At 72.1% G+C, this 17,178-nt stretch carries 16 protein-coding genes; 6 read left to right on the forward strand and 10 right to left on the reverse strand.

Going from position 1 to position 17,178, the window contains the following annotated elements:
* Positions 1 to 10 precede the first annotated feature (10 nt).
* Positions 11 to 982: a COX15/CtaA family protein gene (locus tag ACIGW4_RS27375; RefSeq protein WP_123451135.1), complete on the forward strand. Its 972-nt coding sequence runs from the start codon at positions 11 to 13 to the stop codon at positions 980 to 982.
* A 4-nt stretch (positions 983 to 986) separates the two neighbouring features.
* On the opposite strand, the gene ACIGW4_RS27380 is transcribed toward ACIGW4_RS27375, so the two are convergent.
* From ACIGW4_RS27380 to ACIGW4_RS27390, 3 genes are all read right to left on the reverse strand, one after another.
* Positions 987 to 2,072, reverse strand: coding sequence for an amidohydrolase (locus tag ACIGW4_RS27380; protein ID WP_398711542.1), 1,086 nt, complete (start codon positions 2,070 to 2,072; stop codon positions 987 to 989).
* A gap of 70 nt (positions 2,073 to 2,142) precedes the next feature.
* Positions 2,143 to 2,463: a hypothetical protein gene (locus tag ACIGW4_RS27385; protein WP_123451139.1), complete on the reverse strand. Its 321-nt coding sequence runs from the start codon at positions 2,461 to 2,463 to the stop codon at positions 2,143 to 2,145.
* Between the two features lie 106 nt (positions 2,464 to 2,569).
* Positions 2,570 to 3,523 (reverse strand): heme o synthase, encoded by a 954-nt coding sequence (locus ACIGW4_RS27390; RefSeq protein ID WP_185094500.1) that lies wholly within the window; start codon positions 3,521 to 3,523, stop codon positions 2,570 to 2,572.
* 342 nt (positions 3,524 to 3,865) lie between these two features.
* Between ACIGW4_RS27390 and tkt the strand changes: the two genes are divergently transcribed.
* The 5 genes from tkt to pgl are packed head-to-tail and all read left to right on the forward strand — an operon-like array spanning position 3,866 to position 10,505.
* Positions 3,866 to 5,953 carry a transketolase gene (gene tkt, locus ACIGW4_RS27395; protein WP_123451143.1) on the forward strand — a complete coding sequence of 696 codons (2,088 nt, stop codon included), beginning with the start codon at positions 3,866 to 3,868 and terminating at the stop codon, positions 5,951 to 5,953.
* 37 nt (positions 5,954 to 5,990) lie between these two features.
* Positions 5,991 to 7,109, forward strand: a complete 1,119-nt coding sequence (gene tal / locus ACIGW4_RS27400; RefSeq protein ID WP_123451144.1) for a transaldolase — start codon at positions 5,991 to 5,993, stop codon at positions 7,107 to 7,109.
* Positions 7,110 to 7,114: 5 nt separating this feature from the next.
* Complete coding sequence (gene zwf, locus ACIGW4_RS27405; RefSeq protein WP_123451146.1) at positions 7,115 to 8,647, forward strand: glucose-6-phosphate dehydrogenase; 1,533 nt, start codon at positions 7,115 to 7,117, stop codon at positions 8,645 to 8,647.
* Positions 8,644 to 9,726 (forward strand): glucose-6-phosphate dehydrogenase assembly protein OpcA, encoded by a 1,083-nt coding sequence (opcA, locus tag ACIGW4_RS27410; RefSeq protein ID WP_399583357.1) that lies wholly within the window; start codon positions 8,644 to 8,646, stop codon positions 9,724 to 9,726. The genes zwf and opcA overlap by 4 nt, the downstream gene beginning before the upstream one ends.
* Positions 9,723 to 10,505 (forward strand): 6-phosphogluconolactonase, encoded by a 783-nt coding sequence (pgl, locus tag ACIGW4_RS27415; RefSeq protein WP_399583359.1) that lies wholly within the window; start codon positions 9,723 to 9,725, stop codon positions 10,503 to 10,505. The genes opcA and pgl overlap by 4 nt, the downstream gene beginning before the upstream one ends.
* A 43-nt stretch (positions 10,506 to 10,548) precedes the next feature.
* Here pgl and ACIGW4_RS27420 read toward each other — a convergent pair whose 3' ends face one another.
* From ACIGW4_RS27420 to tpiA, 7 genes are all read right to left on the reverse strand, one after another.
* Positions 10,549 to 12,060, reverse strand: coding sequence for a PH domain-containing protein (locus ACIGW4_RS27420; RefSeq protein WP_399583360.1), 1,512 nt, complete (start codon positions 12,058 to 12,060; stop codon positions 10,549 to 10,551).
* On the reverse strand, positions 12,057 to 12,557 hold the full coding sequence (locus tag ACIGW4_RS27425) for a PH domain-containing protein (RefSeq protein ID WP_123451155.1): 501 nt from the start codon (positions 12,555 to 12,557) through the stop codon (positions 12,057 to 12,059). The genes ACIGW4_RS27420 and ACIGW4_RS27425 overlap by 4 nt, the downstream gene beginning before the upstream one ends.
* Positions 12,558 to 12,561: 4 nt before the next feature.
* The gene (pgi, locus tag ACIGW4_RS27430) at positions 12,562 to 14,223 is read right to left on the reverse strand and encodes a glucose-6-phosphate isomerase (protein ID WP_398711549.1); all 1,662 of its coding nucleotides are present in this window, start codon (positions 14,221 to 14,223) and stop codon (positions 12,562 to 12,564) included.
* 47 nt (positions 14,224 to 14,270) lie between these two features.
* Positions 14,271 to 15,497, reverse strand: a complete 1,227-nt coding sequence (locus ACIGW4_RS27435; protein WP_398711551.1) for an MFS transporter — start codon at positions 15,495 to 15,497, stop codon at positions 14,271 to 14,273.
* Between the two features lie 162 nt (positions 15,498 to 15,659).
* A complete protein-coding gene (locus tag ACIGW4_RS27440) occupies positions 15,660 to 15,995 on the reverse strand; it encodes an RNA polymerase-binding protein RbpA (RefSeq protein WP_078908267.1) in 336 nt (111 codons plus the stop codon).
* Between the two features lie 77 nt (positions 15,996 to 16,072).
* Positions 16,073 to 16,303, reverse strand: coding sequence for a preprotein translocase subunit SecG (gene secG / locus ACIGW4_RS27445; protein ID WP_030692491.1), 231 nt, complete (start codon positions 16,301 to 16,303; stop codon positions 16,073 to 16,075).
* Positions 16,304 to 16,400: 97 nt separating this feature from the next.
* Positions 16,401 to 17,177, reverse strand: coding sequence for a triose-phosphate isomerase (gene tpiA / locus ACIGW4_RS27450; protein ID WP_123451159.1), 777 nt, complete (start codon positions 17,175 to 17,177; stop codon positions 16,401 to 16,403).
* Between the last annotated feature and the right edge of the window lies 1 nt (position 17,178).

Below are 17,178 nucleotides of genomic sequence, written 5' to 3' on the forward strand. Positions count from 1 at the left end.
CCGTCCTACGATAGGGCCCGTGCAGACCCCCCTCGCCTACATCGCCCAGCGCTGGACCCCGTCCCCCCGGACGCTCCGGCGCGCCGCGCTCGCCGCCGTCGTGATGAGCGTGCTCATCATCGTCACGGGCGGCGCGGTCCGGCTGACCGGTTCCGGTCTCGGCTGCGACACCTGGCCGAAGTGCACGGACGACAGCCTCATCGTCACGCCCGAGCAGGGCTACCGGGGCGCGATCGAGTTCGGCAACCGGATGCTGACGTACGTCCTGTCGGCGGCGGTCGGCTGGGCGATCATCGCCGCCCGGTCCACCAAGCCGTGGCGGCGCGGGCTCACCCGGCTCGGCTGGGCCCAGTTCTGGATCGTGATGAGCAACGCCGTCATCGGCGGCATCACGGTGTGGATGGGCCTCAACCCGTGGACGGTGGCCGGCCACTTCCTCGCCGCGAACTCCCTGCTCACGGTCGCCGTCATCACCTGGCACCGCACCGGCGAGGGCGACACCGCCCCCCGGCCGCGCGTGCCGCGCCCGGTCCGGAAGCTCTCCTGGGCGATCACGCTCGTCTCCGCGCTGCTGATCGTGCTCGGCACGACGGTGACCGGCGCCGGCAAGCACGCCGGCGACAGCAGCGACGTCCCGCGCATGCCGTGGGACTGGACGAACGCCGCCCACGTCCACGCGATCGCCGCCTGGGTCGTCTGCGCCCTCGCGCTCGCCATGTGGCTGGTCCTGCGCGTGGTGGACGCCCCCGACGACACCAGGGCCCGCGCCCGCGACCTGCTGATCGTGCTGGTGCTCCAGGGAGGGATCGGCTACGTCCAGTACTTCACGGGCGTCCCGGAGCTCCTCGTCGGTCTCCACATGCTCGGCTCCTCGCTGATGTGGATCGCCGTCCTGCGGCTCGCCCTGAGCCTGCGCGAGCGCCCCCTCGTCAACCCCGGCATCCCGGCCCAGGCGGACCCGGAGCTGGCGGCCACGGCCTGACGGTTCAGGCGAGGCGGTAGACGCGGCGGGCGTTGTCCGCCGCGATCATCGCGGCCACCCGCCGCGCGTCCGTACGGGACCAGGCGCCCTCCGTCACCCACTCGCCGAGCACCCGGCCGAGGGCGGACCGGAAGGCGCTCGCGGCGACCACGTGCAGCTCGGGCAGCCCCCGGGCGCCGCTGGAGAACAGCAGCTTGCCGAACGGCGCCCGCTCCAGGACCTCGGCGAGGACGGCCGCCGCCCGGGCACCCGTGTGGGCGAGGACGGGGCCGAGGTCGGCGTACACGTGCGGGTGAAGTCCGGTCAGGTGCGCGGCCGCGCGGTGGTACGGGTAGCGGTGCACCAGCACCAGGTCGGTGCCGAGCCCCGTGGTGGCGGCGGCGAAGCCCCTCAGGGAGGCCGGATCCTCCGTGTGCAGTTGGAGGGGGCGCCCGGCCGTGACCGCGATCCAGAGCAGATGGCGCAGCAGGACCGGGTCGGTGACCGGGCCGCCGGTCGCGCGGCCGGCCAGCCAGCGCCCGGCGGCTCCGCGCACCTCCGCGGGACCCGGGGGCTCGGGCAGGGCCGCGGGCCCGCCCCGTGCCCCCGCGGCCGAGCTGAACGCGACCGCGGCCCCCGCGGCCCCGTGGACGGCCTCGGCGAGGCCGGCGAGGAGGGCCTCGACGGTGTCCGAGGCGTCGGCGACCCGCTCCGCGAGGGGTTCGAGGCGGACGATCTCGTGGGCCTCGGCGGCGCCCGCGGCGCCGAGCTCGGCGGGGGGCGTGAGGTCGCCGGGGAGCCCGGTGTCGACCAGGTAGGCGGAGATCCCGGAGGCCCGCAGGAGCCGGCGGCCGGCCTCGGCGGCGCCGAGCTCCCGGCGGCGGGCGAGATAGCGGGCGGGCGGGCAGTGCGGTTCCAGGCCGAGGAGCGGCGGGCACCAGCGGCGCACGGCGAAGCCGGCCTGGGTGTCGAAGAAGGTGGTGCCCGCGGCGGGCAGTACGGCGGCGCCGCCCAGGTGGGCGCCGAGGTGGGCCTCGAAGGTGCCGAGGCCGAGCTCCGTGCGGAGCACACCGTGGCAGTACTGGTCCACCAGGTGCGGCGTGTCGATCATCTCGGGGGGCTCCCTGTGTGGACGTGTCTCCACACGTCCTAACGGGTGAGCCCCGCGCGAGGTTGCCGCCTCAGCCGTTGGAGGGTCCGCCGATCTGGATGCCGGCCATCCGGGTCCACTCGTACGGGCCCGTGGCGACCTTGGCGGCGAACTCGCCGTCGAACTCCTCGTGGAGGGTCAGACCGGCCTTCTCGGCGGCCTGCTCCGCGATCTCGTACGTGCGCGCGACGAGGTCTCCCCAGCCGCCGTCGGCGCCGACCAGGACGATCCGGGTGCCCGCCTGGCCGATGTGCGCGAGGTGTCCCTCGCAGCCGCCGTGCGCCTTGGAGAAGGCCTGGATCTCCTTGGCGAGCCTGGCCGCCCTGCGCTCTTCCTGCTTCGTTTCTGCCATGACACGGATGCTACCGAGGGGTAGATCACGTGGCGACGGCCGGGCCGTGTGGGCTGTCCCACGTGACCCGGCCGTCTGCCGTGCGTCCTCAGATGAGCGCGCTGCCTCAGCGCAGGAAGGGGTCCACCGCGACCGCCACGAAGAGCAGCGAGACGTAGGTGATGGACCAGTGGAAGAGGCGCATCTCCTTGAGCTTGGCGCCCGTGACCTCGGCCTTGGCGCGGTTGAGGAGCGCGTGCGCCTCCCAGAGCCACCAGCCGCCGGTGAGCAGCGCCACCGCGGTGTAGAACCAGCCCGTGTAGCCCAGCGGGGTGAGCAGCAGGGAGACGCCGACCATGACCCAGCTGTAGGCCACGATCTGCTTGGCGACGACCTTGTTGGAGGCGAGGACCGGCAGCATCGGCACGCCCGCGCGCGCGTAGTCCTCCTTCACCTTCATCGACAGCGGCCAGTAGTGCGGCGGCGTCCAGAAGAAGATGACCAGGAAGAGGATGACCGCGGCCCACGACATCGAGTCGGTCACGGCCGACCAGCCGATGAGCACCGGCAGGCAGCCGGCGATGCCGCCCCAGACGATGTTCTGCGCGGTGCGCCGCTTCAGGATCATCGTGTAGACCACGACGTAGAAGAGGAGCGCGCCGAGCGAGAGCGCGGCGGACAGCCAGTTGACGAGCAGCCCGAACCAGAGCGTGGAGACCACGGCGAGGGTGAGCCCGAAGACCAGGCCCTCGCGCGGGGTGAGCACGCCGGTGACCAGCGGACGCTGGGACGTGCGGTCCATCAGGGCGTCGATGTCCCGGTCGATGTACATGTTCAGCGCGTTCGCGCCGCCCGCCGAGAGGTAGCCGCCGAAGCAGGTGGCGAGCACCAGCCAGAGGTTCGGCACACCCTGTTCGGCGAGGAACATCACCGGAACGGTCGTGATGAGCAGCAGTTCGATGATTCGCGGCTTGGTCAGCGCCACGAATGCCTTGACGCGGGCCCCGAACGGCCTATGGCCCCCCGGGCTGGGAGTCAAGACGACCCCTGCGGGTCGGGACTCGACGGCCGTCACGCACACCCCTGACAGAGAAATTCCCAGCAAGCCACCCGGGTGAAGACGGGGTAAAGCTTGCGCGTACCACGCCACTGTAGACGTTGCCCAGACGCCGGTCTTCGCGGGGGTGGGGTCGTGTTGGCGGGGTACGTCCCAAGGGGTGGACACGGTTCGGGGACGGCTTCGGGCGCGCCTCGGGAGGCGAACTCGTACGGCCACCTGCACTCTGGCTGTGTCCTTTCATTTCTCCGCTCATTTGAGGGGCATGGACACGAAAAGAGAGGCGTTTCACGGGGGTAGGCTCGACAACGCCGGTACACCCTCAGTCACCGGCTCACGACATGTGGAGAGGAGCCCTGACCCAGGGTGAGCACTAAGCCGACCACCACAGACCTCGAGTGGACCGAATTGGACCAGCGGGCCGTCGACACCGCCCGCCTTCTGGCCGCGGACGCCGTACAGAAGGTCGGCAACGGCCATCCCGGTACGGCGATGAGCCTTGCGCCCGCCGCGTACACCCTCTTCCAGAAGGTGATGCGGCACGACCCGGCCGACCCCGAGTGGGTCGGACGCGACCGGTTCGTCCTCTCCGCCGGCCACTCGTCCCTGACCCTCTACACCCAGCTGTACCTGGGTGGCTTCGGTCTCGAACTGGACGACCTGAAGGCCTTCCGCACCTGGGGCTCGAAGACCCCGGGCCACCCGGAGTACGGCCACACCGCCGGCGTCGAGACGACCACGGGCCCGCTGGGCCAGGGCGTCGCCAACGCCGTGGGCATGGCGATGGCCGCCCGCTACGAGCGCGGCCTGTTCGACCCGGAGGCCGCCGACGGCACCTCGCCGTTCGACCACCGGATCTACGTGATCGCCGGTGACGGCTGCCTGCAGGAGGGCATCTCCGCGGAGGCGTCCTCGCTCGCCGGCCACCAGAAGCTCGGCAACCTGATCATGCTGTGGGACGACAACCACATCTCGATCGAGGGCGACACCGAGACCGCCGTGTCCGAGGACACGATGAAGCGGTACGAGGCGTACGGCTGGCACGTCCAGCGCGTCGAGCCCAAGGCCGACGGCGACCTGGACCCGGCCGCGCTGTACGCGGCGATCAAGGCCGCCGAGGCCGAGACCGAGCGTCCGTCGTTCATCGCGATGCGCTCGATCATCGCCTGGCCGGCGCCGAACGCGCAGAACACCGAGGCCGCGCACGGCTCGGCGCTCGGCGACGAGGAGATCGCGGCCACCAAGCGCGTCCTGGGCTTCGACCCGGAGCAGACCTTCGAGGTCTCCGACGAGGTCATCGCGCACACCCGCGCGCTCGGCGACCGCGGCCGTGAGGCCCGCGCCGCGTGGGACAAGCAGCTCTCCGAGTGGCGTACGGCCAACCCGGAGCGCGCCGCCGAGTTCGACCGCATCCAGGCGAACGAGCTGCCGGCCGGCTGGGCCGAGAAGCTCCCGGTCTTCGAGACGGGCAAGGGGGTGGCCACCCGTGCCGCCTCGGGCCAGGTCCTGAAGGCGCTCGGCGCGGTCATCCCAGAGCTGTGGGGCGGCTCGGCCGACCTCGCCGGCTCGAACAACACGACGATCGACAAGACGTCGTCGTTCCTGCCGGAGGGCAACCCGCTGCCGGAGGCCGACAAGTACGGCCGCACGATCCACTTCGGCATCCGCGAGCACTCCATGGCCGCGGAGATGAACGGCATCGCGCTGCACGGCAACACGCGCGTCTACGGCGGCACCTTCCTGGTGTTCTCCGACTACATGCGCAACGCGGTGCGGCTTTCCGCGCTGATGCACCTGCCGGTGACGTACGTCTGGACCCACGACTCGATCGGTCTGGGCGAGGACGGCCCGACGCACCAGCCGGTGGAGCACCTGGCCTCGCTGCGCGCGATCCCGGGTCTGAACGTGGTCCGTCCGGCCGACGCCAACGAGACGGCGCTCGCCTGGCGCGAGATCATGCAGCGGCACACCAAGGTCTTCGGCAAGGGCGCTCCGCACGGTCTGGCGCTCACCCGCCAGGGCGTGCCGACCTACGCCCCGAACGAGGACACCGTCAAGGGCGGCTACGTGCTGTTCGACGCGGAGGGCGGCGAGCCGGAGGTCGTGCTGATCGGCACGGGTTCCGAGGTGCACCTGGCCGTCGAGGCCCGGGAGCAGCTCCAGGCCGCCGGCGTCCCGACCCGGGTGGTCTCGATGCCGTCCGTGGAGTGGTTCGAGGAGCAGGACCAGGCGTACCGGGACTCGGTCCTGCCGCCGTCGGTCAAGGCCCGCGTGGCGGTCGAGGCCGGCATCGGTCTCACGTGGCACAAGTACGTCGGTGACGCCGGCCGGATCGTCTCCCTGGAGCACTTCGGTGCCTCGGCGGACGCGAAGGTCCTCTTCCGCGAGTTCGGGTTCACGCCGGAGGCGATCGTCGCCGCCGCTCGGGAATCCCTGGCCGCCGCCGCGCGCTGACGTCCATACGTACGACTTAATTGGAGATGCAACTCCCATGACAGACGCTCTCAAGCGCCTCTCCGACGAAGGCGTCGCGATCTGGCTGGACGACCTCTCGCGCCAGCGGATCACGTCCGGCAACCTGGCCGAGCTGATCGACCAGAGCCACGTGGTCGGGGTCACCACCAACCCATCCATCTTCCAGAAGGCCATCTCGGAGGGGCACGGCTACGACCAGCAGCTCGCCGACCTGGCCGCCCGCAAGGTGACCGTCGAAGAGGCCATCCGCATGATCACGACGGCGGACGTCCGCGACGCCGCCGACATCCTGCGGCCGGTCTTCGACGCGACCGACGGCCAGGACGGCCGGGTCTCCATCGAGGTCGACCCCCGTCTCGCCCACGACACGGCCGCCACCATCGCCGAGGCCAAGCAGCTGGCCTGGCTGGTGGACCGCCCCAACACCCTGATCAAGATCCCGGCCACCAAGGCGGGTCTGCCGGCGATCACCGAGGTCATCGGCCTCGGCATCAGCGTCAACGTCACGCTGATCTTCTCGCTGGAGCGCTACCGCGAGGTCATGGACGCCTACCTGGCGGGCCTGGAGAAGGCCCGCGAGCGCGGCCTCGACCTCTCCAAGATCCACTCGGTGGCCTCCTTCTTCGTCTCCCGCGTGGACACGGAGATCGACAAGCGCCTGACCGCCCTCGGCACCGACGAGGCCGCGGCGCTCAAGGGCAAGGCCGCCCTGGCCAACGCCCGTCTGGCCTACGAGGCGTACGAGGAGGTCTTCTCCTCCGACCGCTGGGCCGCCCTCGACAAGGCGCAGGGCAACAAGCAGCGTCCGCTGTGGGCCTCGACCGGCGTCAAGGACCCGGCGTACAAGGACACCCTGTACGTCGTGGACCTGGTCGCCCCCGGCACGGTCAACACCATGCCGGAGGCCACCCTGGAGGCCACCGCCGACCACGGCGAGGTCACCGGCGACACCGTCCGCGGCACCTACGCGCAGTCGCGTGCCGAGCTGGAGGCCGTCGAGAAGCTGGGCATCAGCTACGACGACGTCGTCCAGCTCCTGGAGGACGAGGGCGTCGACAAGTTCGAGGCCGCCTGGAACGACCTGCTCAAGTCCACCGAGGCGGAGCTCCAGCGCCTCGCACCTTCGGAGGCGTAAGCACTTTGAGCGCAGTCCACGGAGCCAACCCGCTCCGTGACGCCGCAGACCGACGGCTCCCGCGCATCGCGGGGCCGTCGGGTCTGGTGATCTTCGGCGTCACGGGCGATTTGTCCCGTAAGAAGCTGATGCCTGCCGTCTACGACCTGGCCAACCGCGGCCTGCTGCCGCCGGGCTTCTCGCTCATCGGCTTCGCCCGCCGCGAGTGGGCGGACGAGGACTTCGCGGAGGAGGTCTACGAGGCCGTCAAGCAGCACGCGCGCACCCCCTTCCGCGAGGAGGTGTGGCAGCAGCTGATCCAGGGCATGCGGTTCGTCCAGGGCGACTTCGACGACGACACGGCCTTCGAGCAGCTCAAGTCGACGATCGAGGAGCTCGACAAGGCGCAGGGCACGGGAGGCAACTTCGCCTTCTACCTGTCCGTGCCGCCGAAGTTCTTCCCGCTCGTCGTCCAACAGCTCAAGAAGCACGGCCTGGCCGACCAGAAGGACGGTTCCTGGCGCCGCGCGGTCATCGAGAAGCCCTTCGGCCACGACCTGGTCTCCGCCAAGGAGCTCAACGAGGTCGTCCACGAGGTCTTCCCGCCCGAGGCGGTCTTCCGGATCGACCACTACCTCGGCAAGGAGACCGTCCAGAACATCCTGGCGCTCCGCTTCGCCAACACGCTCTTCGAGCCGATCTGGAACCGGTCGTACGTCGACCACGTGCAGATCACCATGGCCGAGGACATCGGCATCGGCGGCCGCGCCGGCTACTACGACGGCATCGGCGCCGCCCGCGACGTCATCCAGAACCACCTGCTCCAGCTGCTCGCGCTGACCGCGATGGAGGAGCCCGCCTCCTTCGACGCCGACGCGCTGGCCGCCGAGAAGACCAAGGTCCTCGGCGCGGTGCGGCTGCCCAAGGACCTGGGCGAGTCCACGGTCCGCGGCCAGTACGCGGCCGGGTGGCAGGGCGGCGCGAAGGCCGTCGGCTACCTCCAGGAAGAGGGCATCGACCCCCAGTCGAAGACCGACACCTACGCGGCCATCAAGCTGGAGATCGACAACCGCCGCTGGGCGGGCGTCCCGTTCTACCTGCGGACCGGCAAGCGCCTGGGCCGCCGCGTCACCGAGATCGCGGTCGTCTTCCAGCGCGCCCCGCACTCCCCCTTCGACCACACCGCGACCGAGGAACTCGGCCGCAACGCCATCGTGATCCGGGTCCAGCCGGACGAGGGCGTGACGGTGCGGTTCGGCTCCAAGGTGCCCGGCACCCAGATGGAGATCCGGGACGTGTCGATGGACTTCGCGTACGGCGAGTCCTTCACGGAGTCCAGCCCCGAGGCGTACGAGCGGCTCATCCTCGACGTCCTGCTCGGCGACTCCAACCTCTTCCCGCGGGTCGAGGAGGTCGAGCTGTCCTGGAAGATCCTCGACCCGATCGAGCAGTTCTGGGACACGCACGGCAAGCCCGCGCAGTACCAGTCCGGGACCTGGGGTCCGGTCGAGGCGGACGAGATGCTCGCACGAGACGGCAGGAGCTGGCGCCGGCCATGAAGACCGACCTGACGGACACCACGTCCTCCAAGATCAACAAGGCGCTGGTGCTCGGGCGGCGGGCGATCGGCACGCCGGCCGTCGGCATGGTGCTCACCCTCGTGATCGTCACCGACGAGGAGAACGCCTACGACGCGCTCAAGGCGGCCAACGAGGCGTCCCGCGAGCACCCCTCGCGGACCCTCGTCGTCATCAAGCGGGTCTCGCGCTCCCCGCGGGACCGCGCGCAGGCGCGGCTCGACGCCGAGGTCCGCCTCGGCGCCGACGCCAGCACCGGCGAGACGGTGGTGCTCCGGCTGTACGGCGAGGTCGTCGACCACGCCCAGTCGGTGGTGCTGCCGCTGCTCCTCCCGGACGCCCCCGTCGTCGTCTGGTGGCCGGTGAACGCGCCGTCCGACCCGGCGAACGACCCGCTGGGCGCGCTCGCCCAGCGCCGGGTGACCGACACGTACGCCGCCGAGCAGCCCATCCAGGAGCTGACCGCGCGCGCGGACGCCTACACCCCCGGCGACACGGACCTCTCGTGGACCCGGATCACGCCGTGGCGCTCGATGCTGGCCGCCGCGCTCGACCAGGTCGTGTGCGAGGTCACCTCGGCCGAGGTGGAGGGCGAGGAGTTCAACCCGAGCGTCGAGCTGCTCGCGATGTGGCTCGCGGACCGGCTGAAGGTGCCGGTGCGGCGCTCGAAGTCGGCCGGTCCCGGTCTCACCTCCGTACGGATGGAGACCGACGCCGGACCGATCGTGCTCGACCGGCCGGACGGTTCGCTCGCCACGCTCTCCATAGAGGGCCAGCCGGACCGTGCGGTGGCGCTCAAGCGCCGTGAGACGGCCGAGCTGATCGCGGAGGAGCTGCGCCGGCTCGACCCGGACGACACCTACGCGACGGCGCTCAGGTTCGGTGTGGAGCGACTCGACGAGGCGGCGGCGGTCACCGCCCCCGAGACCGTCGTGGACACGGTCGTCGAGACGGTCGTGGAGCCCGCCCCGGAGCCCGCCGGGGAGGCGGCCGCGGAAGCGGCTCCCGCGGCCAGGCCCGCCTCGAAGAAGGCCCCGGCGAAGAAGGCGGCGGCCAAGTGAGCACTCCTCAGCTGGTCGTCCACCGCGACAAGGAACTGATGGCCGAGGCCGCCGCGGCCCGGCTGATCACGAAGATCGTGGACGCCCAGGCCGCCCGCGGCTCCGCCTCGATCGTGCTCACCGGCGGCCGCAACGGCAACGGCCTGCTCGCGGCGCTCGGTTCGGCGCCCGCGCGGGACGCGGTCGACTGGTCGCGGCTCGACCTGTGGTGGGGCGACGAGCGGTACCTGCCCGAGGGCGACCCCGAGCGGAACGTCACCCAGGCCCGTGCCGCGCTGCTCGACCGGGTGCCGCTCGACCCCGCCCGGGTGCACGCCATGCCGGCCTCGGACGGGCCGTACGGCAGTGACGTCGACGCCGCCGCGGCGGCGTACGCGGAGGAGCTGGCCGCCACCGCGGGTCCTGGCGACCACGGCGGGGTGCCGACCTTCGACGTGCTGATGCTGGGCGTCGGCCCGGACACGCACGTGGCCTCGCTCTTCCCGGAGCTGCCGGCGGTCCGCGAGACCGAGCGGACGGTGGTCGGCGTGCACGGCGCGCCGAAGCCGCCGCCGGTCCGGATCTCGCTGACCCTCCCGGCCATCCGGGCGGCGCACGAGGTCTGGCTGCTCGCGGCCGGGGAGGACAAGGCGAAGGCCGCGGCGATCGCGCTGTCGGGCGCGGGCGAGGTGCAGGCCCCGGCGGCCGGGGCCTACGGGCGCTCGCGCACGCTGTGGCTGCTCGACGCGGCGGCCGCGTCGGAGCTGCCGCGGAGCCTGTATCCGCCGGCCTTGGCCTGAGTCCCGGCCGTGCAGGCCTGACTTCCCTGTACGGAGGCCCGGTTCACCTCTCGGTGGGCCGGGCCTCCGGCGTCTCCAGGAAGGGCGTGAGGAGCCCCGGTACGGCCTCGGCGGCGAAGGCGAGGCCCTGGCCCTCGCCCGCGTCGCGCACCGCGTAGGCGCCCGCTCCGGCCGCCGTGGTGGCGGTGACCGTCAGGAGCCCGTCCCGGCGCTGGAAGTACGACTGCCGGACGGTCCAGCCGATGACGCCGGAGCGCTGCAGGGCGACCGTCGTCCGCCGGACGGTGCCCGAACGGGCCACCAGGAAACCGCCGCCGACGCCGTGCCCGAGGGACCGGTACGCGTCGAGGGCGAGCAGCACGGCGACCGGTCCGAGGAGGAGGGCCCAGCCGGCCGCCACGTACAGCAGGACCGGCGTGAGGAGCGGGCCGAGGGCGGCGAGGAGCGCGACGGGGCCGAGGACGCCCCACGCGGCCCACCGCAGCCGCCGGACGCGGGCGGCCCGGGGATGGGCGGCGAGGGGCGTCGCGGTCGGCGGCTCCGGCTCGCGCAGCACCAGGGCGGCGACCCGCTCGGCGCGCTCCCGGGGAGCGGCGGGCAGCAGGTTCTTCAGGTCGGCGTGCTTGTCCTCGTCGTCCTCGGCGAGGCCGGTGGCGACGGCGTCGACGCGGGCGGCGCCGAACAGCCGCACGCCGAGCGGCTCGACGAGCTCGATCCCGCGCAGCCGGCGCTCCTCGAGGGTGACCGACCGGGCGGTGAACAGGCCCCGGCGGACGCGGAGGGTGCCGCCGGGCTCGCGCTCCAGGCGGTAGTTCCACCACATCTCGATCCAGAGCCCGAGGGCGCCGACGGTCCCGGCGGCGGTGGCGAGCAGGACCAGGTCGACGATCGTCCAGGTCAGGGAGGTGTTCCGGAAGCGGTCGCCTATCCAGTCGACGACCTCCGCCTGGGCGCCGAACCAGTCGCTGACCTGGAGGACGGCGCCGGCCGCGGCGCCGCCGAGGGCGGGGGCGAGGAAGGAGACGGGGGCGTAGCGGATCCAGCGCGGGTCGAGGGCGGCCAGGACGCCGTCGTGGTCCGGCTCCCCGGCGGCGGCGGTGCGGCCGAGGAGCTCCCGGCGGAGCCGCTCGCCCTCGACGCGGGTGACCAGGTCGAGTTCGAGGGTGGACTCGCCGGCGAGGGTGTTCTCGCCGGTGCCGATGCGGACCTTGACGAGGCCGAGGACGCGCTGGAGGGGGTTGGCGGTGAGGTCGACGCTGCGGATCCGCTCCCGGGCCAGGGAGCGGTGCTTGAGCAGCAGGAGCCCGGTGTGGAGGTCGACCCTCTCGGGGCCGACGCGGTAGCGGGTGCGGCGCAGCCGGACCCAGTCGGCGACCGTGCCGACCAGGACGAGCAGGACGACGCCCGAGAGGACCCAGACGAAGGCCTGTCTCAGGGACCCGCCGCTCAAAAGGCCGGCCACGGCCGGGAGGGCCGCGCCGCCGGCCACTCCGCAGAGGACGACGGCGCCGGCGATCAGGGTGCGCGGGTCGAGCCGCCGCCACTCCTCGGTCACGTGGCGTCCCCGGGGGTGGCCCGGGTGAGCGCGGTGAGCCGTTCGGCGAGGTCGGCGGCGAGCTCGTGGTCCAGGCCCCCGATGCGGATCGCCCCCTTGGAGGAGGCGGTGGTGACGGTGACGGTGGCGAGCCGGAACGTCTGCTCCAGCGGGCCGCGCACGGTGTCGACCGTCTGGATCCGGGACATCGGGGCGATCCGCCACTCCTGCCACAGGGCGCCGGTGCGCACGTAGACGGCCTCGTCGGTGACCTCCCAGCGGTGCACCCGGAACCACCAGGAGGGGAGGACCGCGGTGCAGGCGAGGCCCAGGGCCGCCACGGCACCGGCCGCGAGCAGCAGCCAGGGCCGGGCGGGCCCGAGGAACGCGCCGAGGGCGGCGAGCACCGCCACCGGTGCGGCGGTGCCCGCCAGGAGCCGGCTGCGCCACCAGGCGACGGCCCGCTCGTCGACGGCGTTCCTGGGCGGCCGCAGCCGCACCGTGTCCTCCCCTCTCATCCGATCAGCGTCCGCGCAGCGAGCGGTAGACCGAGACGAGTCCGGCGGTGGAGCTGTCGAGCTGCTCGGCGCCCTCGCCCTTCGTCAGGACCGGTTCGATCTTCTTGGCGAGGACCTTGCCGAGCTCGACGCCCCACTGGTCGAAGGAGTCGATGTTCCAGATGGCGCCCTGGACGAAGACCTTGTGCTCGTAGAGCGCGATCAGCTGGCCGAGGACGGACGGGGTGAGCGCGTCGGCGAGGATCGTGGTGGTCGGGTGGTTGCCCTGGAAGGTCTTGTGCGGGACGAGGTCCTCGGCGACGCCCTCGGCCCGTACCTCCTCCGGCGTCTTGCCGAAGGCGAGGGCCTGGGTCTGGGCGAAGAAGTTGGCCATGAGCAGGTCGTGCTGGGCGACGAGGCCGGGAAGCAGGTCCTCGACGGGGCGGGCGAAGCCGATGAAGTCGGCGGGGATGACCTTGGTGCCCTGGTGGATCAACTGGTAGTAGGCGTGCTGGCCGTTGGTCCCGGGGGTGCCCCAGACGACGGGTCCGGTCTGCCAGTCGACCCGGTTGCCCTCGCGGTCCACCGACTTGCCGTTGGACTCCATGTCGAGCTGCTGGAGGTAGGCGGTGAACTTGGACAGGTAGTGGGAGTACGGCAGGACGGCGTGCGACTGGGCGTCGAAGAAGGCGCCGTACCAGACGCCGAGGAGGCCGAGGAGCAGCGGCGCGTTCTCCTCGGGCGGGGCGGTGCGGAAGTGCTCGTCGACGAGGTGGAAGCCGTCGAGCATCTCGCGGAAGCGCTCCGGGCCGATGGCGATCATCAGGGAGAGGCCGATGGCCGAGTCGTAGGAGTAGCGGCCGCCGACCCAGTCCCAGAACTCGAACATGTTCGCGGTGTCGATGCCGAACTCCTCGACCTTCTCGGCGTTGGTCGAGAGGGCCACGAAGTGCTTGGCGACGGCCTCCTGGCCGGCGCGCAGCTCGGTGAGGAGCCAGTTCCGCGCGGAGGTGGCGTTGGTGATCGTCTCGATGGTGGTGAAGGTCTTCGAGGCGACGACGAAGAGCGTCTCGGCGGGGTCGAGGTCGCGGACGGCCTCGTGGAGGTCGGCGCCGTCGACGTTGGAGACGAAACGGAACGTCAGGTCCCGTCGGGTGTAGGAGCGCAGGACCTCGTAGGCCATGGCGGGACCGAGGTCGGAGCCGCCGATGCCGATGTTGACGATGTTCTTGACGGGCCGTCCGGTGTGGCCGGTCCACTCGCCCGCGCGGACCTTGTCGGCGAAGGCGGCCATCTTGTCGAGGACGGCGTGGACGCCGGGGACGACGTTCTCCCCGTCGACCTCGATGACGGCCCCGCGGGGGGCGCGCAGCGCGGTGTGGAGCACCGCCCGGTCCTCGGTGGTGTTGATCTTCTCGCCGCGGAACATGGCGTCGCGGAGCTCGGCGACGCCGGTCACGGCGGCCAGTTCGCGCAGCAGGGTCAGCGTCTCGCCGGTGACGAGGTGCTTGGAGTAGTCCAGGTGGAGGTCGCCGACGCGCAGGGTGTAGTCGTTGCCCCGCGCCGGGTCGGCGGCGAACAGTTCGCGCAGATGGGTGTCGCCCAGCTGCTCACGGTGCTTGCCGAGGGCCGCCCACTCGGGCAGCCGGTTGAGCCTGTTGCGGCCTTCGCTTGTCATCTCGGACATCGCCCACTTCTTCTCGTACTGCTTGTCTGCCCCGCTGCACCCCCAACCTAATTGATCAGGGGGCCCAGCGACGCGACGGCGAGCGCGAACAGCGCCGCCGCGAGGAGGGCCGGTGTGTGCGGTCCCAGGCCGGCCGCCGCGGCGCCGCCGAGGAGTGCGCCGAGCGGCGCGCCCGCGACGGCGAGGGTGCGGAAGGCCGCGGCGACGCGGCCGAGCATCCCCTCGGGGGCGCGCTCCTGCATCAGGGTCGTCTGCTGGACGTTCCACACCGTCCCCATGAGGCCGAACACCGCCATGGCCCCGATCGATACCCCGAGGACGGGCACCGCGCCCATCAGGACCAGGCAGGCGGTCTGGACGGTCCCGGCGAGGAACACGGCGCGTATCCGTCCGGTCCGCTCGGCGATCCGCCGGGCCGCGAAGCCGCCGGCGACGGCGCCCAGGGCATAGGCCGTGATCGTGGCGGCGTACGCCGTGTTCCCCTCGGTTCCCGCCGGGCGGCCGTCGGTCACGTGGACGACGAGGGTGGCGATGAGGGCGCCCATGCCGATGTTGCAGAGGGTGGTCGCGGCGCAGAGCCGGCGCAGGAGACGGTCCGCGCGCAGGACGGCGAGGCCCCGGGCCGTCTCGGCGCGGAGGGTGGAGCCGGCCGGGCGGGGCGGCCGCTCGGGCGCCCCGGTCCGCAGGGAGGCGACGAGGAGCGCGGCCAGGACGTACGTGAGCGCGTCGGCCGCGTACGGGACGGCGGCCCCGGCGAGGAGCAGGACGGGCACGACGGGCCCGGCGAGGAGACCGCCGGCGAGCTGCTGGCCGGTCATGAGGCGCGCGTTGGCCCCGGCCAGGGTCTCGGCGGGGACGAGCGCGGGCAGCAGGGCGGTGGCCGCGTTGTCGAAGAGGGTCTGGAGGGTGGTGAGGGCGAAGGCGAGGGCGAGCAGCAGGGCGACGGAGGCGTGTCCGAGGGCGACGGCGGCGGCGAAGGCGGCGACGAGTCCGGCGCGGACGAGGTCGACGGCCCACATGGCCCGCCGCTGGTCGACCCGGTCGGCGACGGCGCCGCCGAGGAGTCCGAAGAGCAGCCAGGGCAGGAAGCCGCAGGCGGTGACCGAGGCGATGAGGAAGGGGTCGTCGGTGAGCGAGGCGGCGAGCAGCGGCAGCGCGGCGGTGCGCAGCGAGTCGCCGAACCGGGAGACGACCGCGGCCGTCCACAGCCGTCCGAAGCCGCCCCGCCAGGTGGGCGCGGCCCTGCCGCCGCCCACTGCCTCCGTCGCCGCCACGGCGCCCCCTCGGTCCGGTGGTCTCCCCGTCGTACCGACCGTAGGGGACGCCACTGACAACGCCGCGCGTCCGGCGGGTGCCCGCCGGTGACGCACGAACGGGCCTTGCCCGCGAACCGAGTTCGCGGGCAAGGCCCGTTCGTCACACCGTCACACCACGCTTCAGATCTCGCCGCGCAGCTTGGCGAGCGCCTCGGCGAGGATCGCCTCGCCGTCCGCGTCGCTGCGCCGTTCACGCACATAGGCGAGGTGGGTCTTGTACGGCTCCGTGCGCGGCGGGTCCGGCGGGTTGTCCCGGTCCTGGCCCGCCGGGAAGCCGCAGCGCGGGCAGTCCCAGGTGTCCGGGACCGCCGCGTCGCTGGCGAAGCTCGGCTGCGTCTCGTGCCCGTTCGAGCACCAGAAGGAGATGCGGAGGCGCGGTGCCGACTCGCCCCGCTCGGCCTCCCCCATCGGCCCCGCTCCGACCCGGCTTCCCCGGATCGCGTTGCCACTTGCCACGGTCGTAACTCCCTGCGTGATGGTGCTCGAAGATGCCCCAGTCTACGTAAGGCCCAACGCGCGTCCAGTGATTGGAGTTACCCGTCCAACTTCATCAGCAGACCAAGCACCACGATGCAGGCGAACCAGCACAGACCGACCACGACCGTGATCCGGTCCAGGTTCCGCTCGGCGACCGAGGAGCCGCCGACGGAGGACTGCATGCCGCCTCCGAACATGTCGGAGAGGCCGCCGCCCTTTCCCTTGTGCATCAGCACGAGCAGCATCAGCAGCGCGCTGAAGACGATCAGGGCGATCGAGAACCCCATAACCACGGCTGGACCAACTTCCTCGGACTTATACGGACGGGGGCCGGGCACCTGCCCGACCCCCGCAAGGGTACGACGTAACTCCGCTACCGCATACTCACTGGTCGCGGAAGCGCACGATCTTGACGAACTCGTCGGCGTCCAGCGCGGCGCCGCCCACCAGGGCGCCGTCGACGTCCGGCTGCGCCATGATCGCGGCGACGTTTCCGGCCTTGACCGAGCCGCCGTACTGGATGCGGACCTTGTCGGCCAGCTCCTGCGAGTACAGCTCCGCGAGGCGGCCGCGGATCGCCCCGCAGACCTCCTGGGCGTCCTCGGGGGTGGCGACCTCGCCGGTGCCGATGGCCCACACCGGCTCGTACGCGATCACGATCGTCTCGGCCTGCTCGGCCGGGACGTCCTTCAGACCGCCGTCGACCTGGGCCAGGGTGTACTCGACCTGGTTGCCCGCCTTGCGGACGTCCAGGCCCTCGCCGACGCAGAGGATCGGGGTCACGCCGTGCTTGAAGGCGGCCTTCACCTTGGCGTTGCAGACCTCGTCGTTCTCGGCGTGGTACTGGCGGCGCTCGGAGTGGCCGACGGCGACGTAGGCGCACTTCAGCTTGGACAGCATCAGGCCCGAGACCTCGCCGGTGTAGGCGCCGGAGTCGTGCTCCGAGATGTCCTGGGCGCCGTACTTGATCTTGAGCTTGTCACCGTCGACCAGGGTCTGGACGGACCGCAGGTCGGTGAAGGGGACCAGGACCGCGACCTCACAGGCGTCGTAGTCCTTGTCGGTCAGGGCGAAGGCGAGCTTCTGGACGTGGGCGATGGCCTCCAGGTGGTTGAGGTTCATCTTCCAGTTGCCCGCCATCAGCGGGGTGCGGGTGCTCACG

Source organism: Streptomyces sp. NPDC053513, from assembly GCF_044544765.1.
GTDB lineage: Bacteria > Actinomycetota > Actinomycetes > Streptomycetales > Streptomycetaceae > Streptomyces > Streptomyces litmocidini.